12 protein-coding genes are annotated in these 12452 nt (G+C 62.2%); 7 read left to right on the forward strand and 5 right to left on the reverse strand.

Annotated elements, in window-relative coordinates; genetic code table 11:
* The first annotated feature begins 147 nt into the window (after positions 1-147).
* Entirely contained in the window at positions 148-1263 is a 1116-nt protein-coding gene (locus Q1B16_RS03395) for a mandelate racemase/muconate lactonizing enzyme family protein (RefSeq protein ID WP_299784809.1), read from the forward strand.
* Between the two features lie 6 nt (positions 1264-1269).
* Here the strand turns inward: Q1B16_RS03395 and Q1B16_RS03400 are convergent, their stop codons facing one another.
* Together Q1B16_RS03400 and Q1B16_RS03405 are read right to left on the reverse strand one after the other, a co-directional pair.
* Positions 1270-2352, reverse strand: coding sequence for an AbrB family transcriptional regulator (locus Q1B16_RS03400; RefSeq protein WP_299784810.1), 1083 nt, complete (start codon positions 2350-2352; stop codon positions 1270-1272).
* Positions 2353-2386: 34 nt separating this feature from the next.
* A complete protein-coding gene (locus Q1B16_RS03405; protein ID WP_299784811.1) occupies positions 2387-3127 on the reverse strand; it encodes an SDR family oxidoreductase in 741 nt (246 codons plus the stop codon).
* Positions 3128-3498: 371 nt separating this feature from the next.
* On the opposite strand from Q1B16_RS03405, the gene Q1B16_RS03410 reads away from it, so the two are divergent.
* From Q1B16_RS03410 to Q1B16_RS03425, 4 genes are all read left to right on the forward strand, one after another.
* Positions 3499-4491, forward strand: coding sequence for a tripartite tricarboxylate transporter substrate binding protein (locus Q1B16_RS03410; protein WP_299784812.1), 993 nt, complete (start codon positions 3499-3501; stop codon positions 4489-4491).
* Positions 4492-4583: 92 nt separating this feature from the next.
* Positions 4584-5036 carry a tripartite tricarboxylate transporter TctB family protein gene (locus Q1B16_RS03415; RefSeq protein WP_299784813.1) on the forward strand — a complete coding sequence of 151 codons (453 nt, stop codon included), beginning with the start codon at positions 4584-4586 and terminating at the stop codon, positions 5034-5036.
* Between the two features lie 39 nt (positions 5037-5075).
* A complete protein-coding gene (locus Q1B16_RS03420) occupies positions 5076-6599 on the forward strand; it encodes a tripartite tricarboxylate transporter permease (protein ID WP_299784814.1) in 1524 nt (507 codons plus the stop codon).
* Between the two features lies 1 nt (position 6600).
* The gene (locus Q1B16_RS03425; protein ID WP_299784815.1) at positions 6601-7620 is read left to right on the forward strand and encodes an Ldh family oxidoreductase; all 1020 of its coding nucleotides are present in this window, start codon (positions 6601-6603) and stop codon (positions 7618-7620) included.
* On the opposite strand, the gene Q1B16_RS03430 is transcribed toward Q1B16_RS03425, so the two are convergent.
* Genes Q1B16_RS03430 through Q1B16_RS03440 form a run of 3 tightly spaced genes read right to left on the reverse strand, consistent with a single transcriptional unit; the run spans position 7617 to position 10104 of the window.
* Positions 7617-8081 (reverse strand): PaaI family thioesterase, encoded by a 465-nt coding sequence (locus tag Q1B16_RS03430; RefSeq protein WP_299784816.1) that lies wholly within the window; start codon positions 8079-8081, stop codon positions 7617-7619. The two genes, Q1B16_RS03425 and Q1B16_RS03430, sit on opposite strands and share 4 nt — an antisense overlap.
* The gene (locus tag Q1B16_RS03435) at positions 8081-8866 is read right to left on the reverse strand and encodes an enoyl-CoA hydratase (protein ID WP_299784817.1); all 786 of its coding nucleotides are present in this window, start codon (positions 8864-8866) and stop codon (positions 8081-8083) included. Before Q1B16_RS03435 ends, Q1B16_RS03430 begins: the two co-directional genes overlap by 1 nt.
* Positions 8867-8889: 23 nt before the next feature.
* Complete coding sequence (locus tag Q1B16_RS03440) at positions 8890-10104, reverse strand: CaiB/BaiF CoA-transferase family protein (RefSeq protein ID WP_299784818.1); 1215 nt, start codon at positions 10102-10104, stop codon at positions 8890-8892.
* 116 nt (positions 10105-10220) lie between these two features.
* On the opposite strand from Q1B16_RS03440, the gene Q1B16_RS03445 reads away from it, so the two are divergent.
* Positions 10221-10910, forward strand: coding sequence for a GntR family transcriptional regulator (locus Q1B16_RS03445; RefSeq protein ID WP_299784819.1), 690 nt, complete (start codon positions 10221-10223; stop codon positions 10908-10910).
* Between the two features lie 12 nt (positions 10911-10922).
* Entirely contained in the window at positions 10923-12446 is a 1524-nt protein-coding gene (locus Q1B16_RS03450) for a malonyl-CoA synthase (RefSeq protein ID WP_299784820.1), read from the forward strand.
* Positions 12447-12452 lie beyond the last annotated feature (6 nt).

Raw genomic sequence — 12452 nt, forward strand, 5'->3', positions numbered from 1 at the left:
AAAAGAGCTCTATCCTAGGGTTTGGGAACATGCCGCAAGCGATTTGTGACCAACTCAACGCCACCAAAAAAAATGTCTTGGATGGCGAACAGCAATTGGTGGGTTCATTACAAACATTTGCAACCACCAAAAAAAAAGGACGTCCCCATGCCGCACGATGCGCCAAGCGCGTTTACGACCGATATTGCCTGGCCGATCTCACTGGAGGCGAGCGTTCATGCGCCGGGCGCGATGTCGGATGATCCGGTGCCCTACGCTGGTCCCGACAGCTTCACATTCGTGCGTCTGCGGGTGCGGGACGCGGACGGGGTGGTTGGCGATGGGTTTACGGGGCGTTTCCTGGCACCCGAAGTTGCGGCGTTTCTGAACCGGCTTTCGGACACGATTAACGATCTGGGCGACGATACGATCGATAAGGCGATGCGCCAGTTCAACCCGAGGGGCATGACCGGCGTCGTCGTCTCTGCGCTGAGCGCGTTGGAGGTGGCGCTCACCGATCTTGCGGCGCGGCGGCAGGGGCTGCCGGTGTGGCGCATGCTTGGTGGCAAGCGGGATGCAGCGCCTGTGCACGTGACCTGCGGGTTTCCCTCGCTCGATGATGACGCTCTGGTCGATGCTTGTGGGGCGGAAATCGCGCGTGGGGCTGCGGGGGTGAAGGTTCTGGTCGGAGCGCGCGGGCGCAGCGTCGCCGAAGATGCGGCGCGTGTGACGCGCGTACGCGATGCGATCGGGCCGGAGGCGGAGTTGATCGCGGATGCCAACTGTGCCTGGAGCTTGGAGTCGGCGCGCGAGATGGTGCAGGCGGTCGCGCGCGTGAACCTCGCCTGGCTGGAAGAGCCGGTGCGCGGCAACGATCCCAAAGAACTGGCGGCGTTGGTCGGCATGGGGCAGGTGCCCATCGGGGCGGGCCAGATGGAGCAAAGCGACAACCGCTTCGCGCAGCTGATAGATGCCGGTGTGTCGGTCATTCAGCCGAACGCGGTTTTCGCTGGTGGCTTCGGTGCGGCGATCCGGGCGGCTCAAGGCGCGCGCGCCGCAGGATGCCAGGTGTCCCCGGCTGCCGGTTGGGACGCGATCAATCTGCACTGGATGTGTGGGGCAATGGAACATGGCACGGTCGAGCTACACCGTGCGCAATCGCGGATCAGCCGATTGCTGCGGCCGTCTCATGTCGAAGACAACGGAATGCTGCGCCTGTCCGACGTTCCGGGCCTCGGATTGGACCCGGATGAAGAGGCGCTGGCGGAGTGCCGCGTCGGCTGATCGACCTCATGCCTTGGGCGGCTTCTTTGGAAGCCCCGCGCCGAACAGACGGGCCGCGATGGGGGCGCCGGTCACGACGAGGAAAACGCGCGTCAGATGATGCACCACGACATAGCCAAGATCGGCCCCGACCACGATTGCCAGAACCGTCATCTCGGCCTGTCCCGCCGGGGCGAAGGCGAGGAACGCATCGACTGGGGGCGCGAGAGCGATCAGGACGGCGAGCTCGGTGAAGATCACGGTCAGCACCGACAGGATCATGACGAAGAACACTCCGGCCGCCACATCCCGGCGGATATCGGCGAGCGTGACGCCGACATAGCCCGCGCCAAGGGTGATACCGATGAAGAACTGCGCCGCGAGGATCGCTTCGGCAGGCGGGCGATAGTGAATGACATCGGTCAACGACAGCGCACCAGCAAGAATCATCGGGCCGATCATCGGCGCGCCGAAAATCCCGATCCGCGCCGCGATCTTCCATCCGACGACGGCGGTGATGGCCATGATAATGAGCTCGTGCACCGGTATCTCGGATGCGGGATCACCGATCGGGGCGTTCAATTCGGCCTCGAACACCTGGGTCAGAATGATCGGTGCGATGGCGATGATGATCAGCAGGCGGGTCGCGTGGATCAGCGACAGCGCGCGGACATTGCCGCCTGCTTCCTGACCGAAGAGCACCATGTCCTGCAACCCGCCGGGCATGGCGGCATACCAAGACGTCACCGCGTCGAACCGGTAGACGTATCGGAAGTAGGGCACGCCCAGCAAGGCGATGCACAGAACGAAGACAGGGATCAGAGACAGTGACGCAACCATCTGCGGCAGTTCCGAAACCACCTGCGGCGTCAGGGAGGCCCCAATGGCAACACCCAGGATGGTGCGCATCCACTGGCTAACGTTTTTGGAGGCCGAGAGGGGCAGGCCGACCAAGGCTCCCGTCACACAGGCCGCCAATGGACCGAAGAGGAACGGCAACGGGAAGTCGAACCACCAGAACACCAATGTGCCCGCCGCCGCGAGGGCGAGGGTCAGACCACGGTTGCGCAGGGTTCTGTTCGCGAACCAACGGGTCTTTGGCGGTCGCATGGGTCTGTCCTTGCTGTCGCGCATCTTGCGGCGATCAGGTGGTTTCGCCACCGTTTACCGCGATCATCTGGCCGGTGACGAAGCGCGCCTCGGGTGAGGCGAGAAACCCGACCATCGCGGCGATGTCGCGGGACTGCCCCATGAACCCGGCCGGGATACGCGCGGCGCGCGCCGGATCGTCTTCGGATGCCGAATCCTTGCGGATTTGACCGGGCGACACCGTGTTGATGGTGATTCCCTTTGACGCGAACTCTGTCGACAACGCCTTGGTCAGACCCCAAATGCCATGTTTCGCAGCCGAGATCGGCGCGCCTTCGTTGTAGCCCTTGATGGCTTTCATACCGGCGAAGTTGATGATCCGTCCCCAGCCCGCATCGACCATGCCGGGCAGAAAGGCCTGGCTGGTTCGGAACACAGCCGTTAGGGCGACATCCACGACGCTGTGCCAATCGTCTTCTTCCATATCGAGAAAGGGTTTGTGAGGGCGGCGAGCTGCGTTGTTGACCACCACATCGACGCGACCGAACCGGGTCAGGGCCGCGTCGGCGATCTTGAGGATCTCATCGTGATTTCCCATGTCGCCCATGGCGATCAGGCATTTTACGCCTTCCGCTTCGACCGCGGCGGCGGTTTCCTCGGCCGCGTCGATGTTGGACGAGCCATTCACCACGACGTTGCAGCCCATCTCTGCCAGCCGGATCGCAACCGCGCGGCCAATATTCTGTCCAGAGCCAGAAACGAAGGCTGTTTTGCCTTCCAATGTACGGTCTGTCATGGCCGATTCTCCTCTTTCCCGCGCTGTTCAGGGTGGAAATGGTGTATGCTTGGATGCACGCGCGTGGCGATCTTGCCCGGGTGGCGCCAAGATTGACGGGTCTAATGCATATGTCAATCAGTAGAAAAATGTTGACAATTGTCAGTTAACAGCCTTTTCCTTTGTGCATGTCGAGCGTCGTCAACAGACTGTACGGGTCGCTGAACTGCACCAAGCAGTCAGCCGAGGGTGCACGTAGGAACGTGCTTCAAGGCCCGGAGACAAGTATTTGCCATCGCGGTTCCCGATCGAAACGAGAAAGTGACTGAGCCGCAAACGGCACCTTTATAAAGAACGACGTGTCGCAAAACGACCTTAGGGAGGACTTCACCATGACCAAACACATCAAAGCAGTCGACTGGCTGCCACAGGCTACGATGGGCGCTCTTGCCGCCTGTTCGATTTCGTTGGCCGCGCCCGCGATGGCCCAAGAGGTTTATCCGTCGGCGGACGAAACACTGGACTGGACCATTGCGTTCGGGCCCGGTGGCGGCAACGACATCATGGCGCGGACAATCATCGACATCCTGACCAAGTACGAGCTTTACCCGGGCGACATCTCTGCCGAGAACCGGGCAGGCGGATCCGGCGCCGTGGGCTGGGGCTACCTCTACGGGCAGGACGGAGACCCTTACGGCATCTCCACCACGTCGGGCAGCTTTGTCACGACGCCATTGCAGGCCGACACACCCTGGCAGCCCGAGGATTTCACACCCGTTGCGCTTCTTGCGACCGATGACCTTGTGCTGGTCGTCAATGGGGACTCGGAAATTCAGAACATCGAGCAGTTCATCGAGATGGCGAAGGCCAACCCGATGAATATCGGCGGCACGGGCACCGTGAACGTGGACTTCATCGTGCCGACCCTGTTCGCACAGGCCGCGGGCTTCGAATTCGACTACGTGTCGTTCAATTCGATGGCAGATCAGACCACCGCGCTTCTGTCCGGCGCGCTCGACTCAATGGTCGGCAATCCCGGTGAAATCCTGGGTCTTATCGAATCCGGTGAGTTGCGCCCGCTCGTCTATTCCGGCCAGAGCACACCTGCTGCCTTGGGCGACGTGCCGACGATGGGCGAGGTCGGGTATGACATCGGCGTGTCGATGCCGCGCGGTCTGATCCTTCCCCCCAATGCGCCGGAAGCCGCGCAGCAGTGGTGGATCGGAACCATGGAGAAGGTGGTCGAGACCCCGGAATGGGCGGAATACATCGCATCCAACACCCTGACGCCGACGGTCATCTACGGAGAGGAATTCCGCGACTTCCTGGTCCGCACGAAAAACAATTTCGAGCAGGTGCTGAAATCGGTCGGGGCAATCGACTGATCCGATGTACGAGCCGATGTGATCGGTAACATCACCACCAAATCCGGCCGCACATGTTGCGGCCGGTACCCTTGCATACCGGAGGCACTGACGTGAGGCTCACGTTCCTGCTGGTCGTTTTGGCCGGCGCCATTTTCTACACCTATATCGCGTTCGTGGACCTGTCCTTCATGACGCGGTCGGGGCGCCTGGGGCCAGGCTTCTTTCCACGCATCGTCGGCGTGATCGCGGTCATCTTCATCGCCTGGTCGGTCTTCGATGCCATGCGGGACCGCTCTGCGCGCGGGTTGGGAGGAACGGGGTCGAACTGGTCCGACGTCTTCGTCCTGATCTCGCTTGCGATCGGATACGCCGTCTTGTTGCGGCTCTTCGGCGGGTTCATCGCCACGGTACTCTACCTTGCCATAGCCCTGTCGATCCTGAACCGCGGGCGACATGTGCAAAACGGCATCCTCGCACTCACCATTCCCGGCGGCGTCTATCTTCTTTTCGATAAACTGCTCAACGCGAATATGCCGCCGGCTGTCTTCGATCTGCCTTTCTGACACCTCGCGCCCTGCGCAACGCCGACTGGAGCGAAACTAATGGACATTTTTAGCGACCTGATCATGGGGTTGTCGATCGCCATCACGCCGATCAACCTGCTTTATCTTCTGATCGGCGCGGCAATCGGCATGATCGTCGGGGTGATCCCCGGATTTGGTCCCTCGGCGGGGCTGGCGATCCTGCTCCCGATGACCTTCGGCATGGATCCCATCGGCGCCATCATGATGCTGGCGGCGATCTATTACGGCGCGATGTATGGCGGCACGATCACGTCGATCCTGCTGAACACGCCCGGGGAAAGTGCCACGGTCGCAAGTACGTTCGACGGCTTTCCGCTTGCCAAGAACGGGCGCGCGGGACCGGCCTTGGTCATGCAGGCGGTCGCGTCATTCGTCGGCGGAACGGTGGGCGTTATCCTGATCACGCTGCTGGCCCCCATGTTCGCGCAGGTCTCGCGCAGTTTCGGCCCACCCGAATATTTCCTGCTGGCGCTCATGGGGATGCTGACGCTGATCGTCATGATCGGAGAGAATTGGCGGCTTGGCATCGTGTCCGCGTTGATCGGCTTCGCCCTGGGCACGGTCGGGGTGGATCTCGAGACGGGGCAGGGGCGCTACACGTTCGGATCCGCCGAACTGATCGGCGGCATTTACTTCATTCCCATCGCCATCGGTCTCTTCGGTCTGGGCGAGCTGTTCTATGCCTTCTACCAGGGCCTGCACCGCACCGGGACCGGCGGGATCGTCAATTACGACAACGAAGAACGGTTCTGGCCGACCCGGCTTGATTGGATGTCGACCCGGATGACCATGGCCCGACAGTCGGTCCTCGGTTTCGTCGTCGGCGTCATACCCGGCGCGGGCGCCACCATCGCGTCGCTCATGGCCTATTCCACCGAGCGGTCGCTTTCCAAAAATCCCGAGAACTTCGGCAAGGGCGAGATGGCCGGGCTGGTCGCCCCCGAAACGGCCAACAACGCCGCGTCGTCCGGCGCGATGATCCCGCTTTTGACATTGGGCATCCCCGGTTCGGCCTCGACCGCCGTTCTTCTTGCCGCCTTCCTTCTTTGGGGGCTGCGGCCGGGGCCGCTCTTCATGGAGCAGAACCCGGAGCTTGCCTGGGGTCTCATCGCGTCGATGTATCTGGGGAACATGGCGCTTCTGGCGATCAGCATTTTTGCGATCCCGCTCTTCGTGCAGATCATCAAGGTGCCCTATCGCATTCTCGGGCCGACCGTCGTTGTGGTCTGCGCGCTTGGCACGTTCAGCGTGAACGCGTCTTTCGTGGAGCTTTACATCATGTTCGCCGCGGGTATCGCGGGGTTCTTCATGCGGCTCTACGGGTTTTCCGCGGCTGCGCTGGTTCTGGCGCTTGTCCTCGGGCCGTTGGCCGAGGAAGCCTTGCGCCAGACGCTCGCCATCTCGCGCGGGTCCTTCGCGATCTTCGTGGAGCGTCCCGCATCGCTCTGGATCATCGCGGTTACGGTTGTGCTGGTGGTGTGTCTGCCCTTGCTCAACCGGTTCGGCGCCAAGGCGCAGGCGGCACGGAAGTCCGGGGTGTAGGATGCAGATATCTGTCGAGGCGGCGCGCGATCTTGCCGTAGCTGCATTTTGCCGCCTTGGTGTGAGGCATGACGATGCGGTGACTGCGGCGGACCCGCTCGTCCTGACCGAGATGATGGGTCTTCCCACCCATGGTCTGAGCCGTGTCATCACTTATTGCGACCGCATCAAGGCAGGGGGCATTGACCCTGACGCGGTGATCGAGGTGCGCGCCCCGACACTCGCGCTGCGTCATGTCGACGGGCACGACGGGCTGGGGCCCGTCACCGCGATGCGCTGCGTGACCGAGGCGCAGGCGGCGGCGCGTGCGGCCGGGGTCGGCGCGGTGTTCGTGCGTGGCGCGACCCATGTGGGTGCGCTTGTCCCCTATCTCTGGCACGCGACGCAATCGGGCTGTGCCGCTGTCATCACCACCGCAACCGCCCCGATGATCGCACCCGCCGGTGGGCGGGAGGCGTTGATCGGCAACAATCCCATCGGGATCGGTGTGCCGATCGAGGGGCGGGACCCCGTGCTTCTGGACATGGCGCTGTCGATGGTGTCGCGGTCGCGCGTCCGTGCTGCGCGCGATGCGGGCCGGGAAATCCCGAGCGACTGGGCGCTCGATGCGAGCGGCCATCCGACGACAGATCCGAAAGCCGCGCTGGAGGGCGTGTTGCAGGCCATCGGCGGCCCGAAGGGTGCGAACCTGTCCCTTTGTCTTGACCTTTTTGCGGCAAGCCTTGGAGGCGGCAAACTGCTGGGCCGGATCGCGGACCAGCATAAGGACCCGTCGCGTCGTCAGGGGTTCAGCATGATGTTCCTGCTGGTCGATCAAACCGCGCTGCGCGACATCGCCGAACCGGATGCAAATGTCAGGGACGCCTTGGATCAGGTCGAACAGAGCGCCCCCGCCGACCCGGACAAACCAGTGCGTTTGCCCGGAGCGCGTGCTGTGGCGGCGATGCGAGAGGCAGAGCAGCGCGGGCTTTCCGTGCCCGCGCCGCTGTTGGATCAACTGAAAAGCCTGGCAGGCGCTTAGGGCATCTTCCACGTCGCGGTGGCGACAGCGGCCAGTTTGCCCTGATCGTCCCACATGCGGCTTTCCATGAACGAGATCGACCGCCCGCGTTTCAGGAAGCGGCCTTCACAGGTCACGCGGCCCTGCATGATGGGGCGCATGAATTGCAGCTTCATCTCGATGGTGGCACCGGGGCCCTGGATCTTGTTGACCAGATGCCCCATCGAAATATCCATCGCCGCGGCCATCGCGCCACCGTGCAGCGATCCTTGCGGGTTACGCAGCATGTCGGTCATCTCGAAGCTGACGCGGCAGGTTTCCTTGTCGGCATCCGCAGCATCCGCCGGCAGGTATTCGAATTCCAGCCCGAGAAACCGGGCCAGAAAGAACTTTTCGAACGCCTGTTCGTGGTCGCTCAGGGCGGTGTCGAAATGCGCGCGCGCCTGATCCGCGTCGATCTTCTTTGGAGAAGCACTGGACATCACGCGCCCACGAAGTTGGGCTTGCGCTTTTCCATGAACGCCTTGCGGCCTTCTTTGTAATCCTCGCTTTCAAAGCAGGCCTGCACCCGGCGCGCGCACTCATCGAGATCGGTTTCGCTTTCGGGGGCGACGATCTGGCTGACGATGTATTTCACCGAATTCACCGTCATAGGCGCATTGGCGGCGATCATCTGCGCGGTTTCCTCGGCGACCTGTCCGACCTGATCGTCCGGCACGACGCGGTTGACCAACCCCATGTCTTTCGCCTCGGCCGATGTGAACCGACGGGCGGTGAAGAAGATTTCCTTCGCAAAAGCCGGGCCGACGACGTTTACCAACCGGTTGATGCCCTGATAACCATATCCCAACCCGAGCTTTGCCGCCGGGACCGCGAATTGCGAGCTTTCGCCGCAAATCCGCAGATCGCAACTCAGCGAAAGAGCGACACCGCCGCCGATGCAGAAACCGTCGATCTGGGCGATGGTGGGTTTCGGGAAATCCTCGATGATGTCGTAGACCCGCTTGGTCGTCGCGTTGTAATGCGCCACCGCTTCGGTGCTGGCACGTTCGGTTTCGAATTTCGAGATATCCGCGCCGGACACGAAGGCTTTGCCGCCCGCGCCAGAAAGGATCAGGATGCGCACGCTGTCATCCTCGGCAAATCGTTTGGCGGCGGCTTCCACCGCCTCCCACATCTCGAGCGACACGGCGTTGCGCTTTTCCGGCTGGTTGAAGATGATCCGGGCGATATCGCCGGATTGCTCTGTGATGATCTTGTCGGTCATGGGATATGCTTTCTTCGTTGTCGTCAGATGGCGCCGGAGGCTTTCATCTCGGCGATCTCGGTGTCCGAGAACCCGATTTCGGCAAGTATTTCGCTGTTGTGCTGGCCCGCTGTCGGGGGCGGCGTGGCAATGTGGCTGGGTGTGCGGCTCATCAGAATGGGCTGACCGACCAGTTCGGTGGCACCGCGTTCCTGGCTGACGACGGGCTGGGCCAGGCCGAGGTGACGCACCTGTGGTTCGGCAAAGACCTGTCCGATGTCGTTGATCTCGCCTGCGGGCACGCCCGCCTTGGTCAGCCGTTCGATCCAATGCGCCGTGGTTTCATGTTGCAGGATGTCTTCGATCTCTGCGCCAAGCGCGTCGCGGTTTTCCGAGCGCGCCGGTGGCGTCGCGTAGCGATCGTCGGTGAGCCAGTCCTCGCGGCCAAGGGTCTTGGCGAAATTCGTCCAGATGTTGTTTCCGGTGACGGCGATGTTCATGAACCCGTCGGAGGTGCGGAACACGCCTGTGGGAATCGAGGTCGGGTGGTTGTTGCCCGCCTGTTTTGGAACCTCGCCATCCATCAGGTAACGCGCCGCCTGGAAATCGAGCATGAAGACCTGCGCCTGCAACAAAGAGGTCTGGATCCATTGGCCTTTGCCCGATTTCGCCCGCTCGAACAGGGCGATCAGGATGCCCTGCGCGGCAAACAGACCGGCGCAGAGATCGGCGATGGGAATGCCGACACGCATCGGGCCTTCGCCGGGTTTGCCAGTGATCGACATGAGTCCACCCATGCCTTGTGCGATCTGGTCGAAACCGGGACGGTCGGCCAGTGGCCCGTCCTGACCAAACCCCGAGATGGACGCATAGATCAGACCAGGGTTGGTTTTGGACAGGGTATCATAGTCGATGCCAAGGCGCTTTTTCACGCCGGGGCGGAAGTTCTCGACGATGATGTCGGCGGTATCCGCCAGCTTCCGAAACGCGGCGATCCCGGCCTCGCTTTTGAGGTCCAGCGTCAGGCTGCGCTTGTTGCGGTGCAGGTTCTGGAAATCGGGGCCTGAACGGGGGCCGCCGAATTGCGCGGTGTCGACTGGCGCTTCGATCTTGATGACATCGGCCCCCCAATCGGCGAACTGGCGTACGCAGGTCGGGCCGGATCGCACGCGTGTCAGGTCCAGAACGCGCAGCCCTTGCAATGCGGTGCTGGGAGGCGCGTCGACTTCAGATTCGAAAGAGCGGTCCGACTGTTCCATTTTACTTCCTGCAATGGTTGTAAATCTGATATTGGATAAGACAGTTCTCATCAAATGACAACCATATGTTGATTGTTGACAAAATAAACCGGGTCGCAGAAAAAAGGCACATGAACATGAAGGCAAGACTGATCGGAGTAGGGCGGGCGACACTGGCCCAGGAGGCGCGTGCCGAGATCGAACGCATGATCACCGAGGGCGAGCTGAAGGCCGGAGAAAAGCTGAACGAGCTCGACCTCTCCATCGTCATGGGGGTCAGCCGCGGCACCGTGCGCGAGGCGATCCGATCGCTTGCCGGGTCAGGGCTGGTCGATCTGATCGCAAACCGCGGCGCGTTCGTTCACGAGACCACGCTCGCCGAGGTGCAGAACCTCTATGAGCTGCGCGGCGCGATCTTCGCGATGGCCTGCGGCGCGGCCGCCAGACGCTTTGCCGCCGGTGAAGAGCGCGGGTTGGCCGAAGCACTGTCCCGGAACATCGAGAAGATGGACGCGGCGCGCGAGACCGATGATCAATCGACCTATTACGCGCTGAACATCGAATTTCATGACTTGCTGATGGCGGCGGCGGACAATCCGAAGGCGAAGGCCGTCTACGACAACATCAAGCGCGAAATGCACCTGTTCCGCCGCAAGGGCCTTTCGCTCGCCTCGAACATCGCGCGTTCCCTCGACGAACACCGCGTCATTGCCGATGCCGTGACCGCCGGAGATGAAGCCGCGGCAAGGGATGCCGCCAATGAGCACATCCGCCGGGGCTTCGACCGCTACATGACGATCGCCGCGCGCGATCGGCAAACCGGATAGGAGACTTCCGCTTTGAGCAATCCGCTTTACGACGCCTTGATCGGCCCCCATCGCGGGCAGGGTACACCCTTTCTCTACATGCAGGACGGCACGGTTCAGACCCATGCCGAATTCGTCGATCTGGCCGGCCGCTATGCCAGCGCGTTGGACCAGCTTGCGGTTGCCGCAGGGGACCGGGTCGCTGTTCACATCCAGAAATCCGCCGATGCGCTAGCGCTTTATGCGGGCTGCCTGCAAATCGGGGCCATCTATCTGCCGCTGAACACTGCCTATACCCCGACAGAACTGTCCTATTTCATCGCCGACAGCGACGCGTCGGTCTTTGTCTGCGATCCCGGCGAAAAGGACGCGGTCTCCAAGATCGCGCAGGACACCGGTGCGACGCTGATGACGATGGGCGCTTCGGGGGAGGGAACGCTCAAGGATTTGGCGCTGGATCAGCCGGTGCGCGAGGCCGTCGCGGCACGGGACTCGGACGACATCGCGGCGCTGCTCTACACCTCCGGCACAACCGGTCGGTCGAAGGGGGCCATGCTGACCCATCGCAACCTCTTGTCCAATGCAGAGGCGCTCGTCGACATCTGGCGGTTCACGGACAAAGACGTGCTGCTTCACGCCCTGCCGATCTTCCACAGCCACGGGCTGTTCGTTGCATCGAATGTCACGCTCCTCGCCGGTGGGTCGATGATCTGGCTGCCGAAATTCGATGCCGACACGGTGATCGCGCGCCTGCCAGAGGCGACCGCGATGATGGGCGTGCCGACCTTCTACACGCGGCTTCTGGACGACCCCCGCTTCGACCGGGCGCTGACCGAGCATATGCGCGTGTTCATCTCGGGCTCGGCTCCGCTTCTGGCGGAAACCCATGACCGGTTTGCGGCGCGCACCGGGCATCGCATCCTCGAGCGGTACGGAATGACGGAGACCAGCATGAATACCTCCAACCCCTATGACGGCGACCGTCGTGCGGGAACGGTGGGCTTTCCCTTACCGGGCGTCGAGGCGAAAGTCTGCGATCCGAAGACGGGCGAAACCCTGCCCACGGGTGAGATCGGCGTTCTCGAAGTGCGCGGTCCAAATGTGTTCAAGGGCTATTGGAAGATGCCCGAGAAAACCGCCGAGGAATTGCGCGACGACGGGTTCTTCATCACCGGTGACCTCGCGAAGATCGACGCGGACGGCTACATTTCGATCGTTGGACGCGGCAAGGACCTCATCATTTCCGGCGGCTACAACATCTATCCCAAAGAGATCGAGATGTTTCTCGACGATCTGCCCGGCGTGCTTGAAAGCGCGGTTGTCGGCGCGCCGCATCCCGATTTCGGCGAGAGCGTCGTGGCGGTTCTCGTGCCCGAGGCCGGGGCCACGCTCGACATCGCCGCGATCGAAGCCGAGGTGAAAGACAAGCTCGCCGGGTTCAAGCGGCCGCGGCATTTCGAGGTCATGGAGGCCTTGCCGCGCAACACGATGGGCAAGGTCCAGAAGAATGAACTGCGCACGCGGTTCGACACAGTCTTCCAACCCTCACCGGCGTAACCTCTC

It is taken from the genome of uncultured Marivita sp., assembly GCF_947488135.1.
GTDB lineage: Bacteria > Pseudomonadota > Alphaproteobacteria > Rhodobacterales > Rhodobacteraceae > Marivita.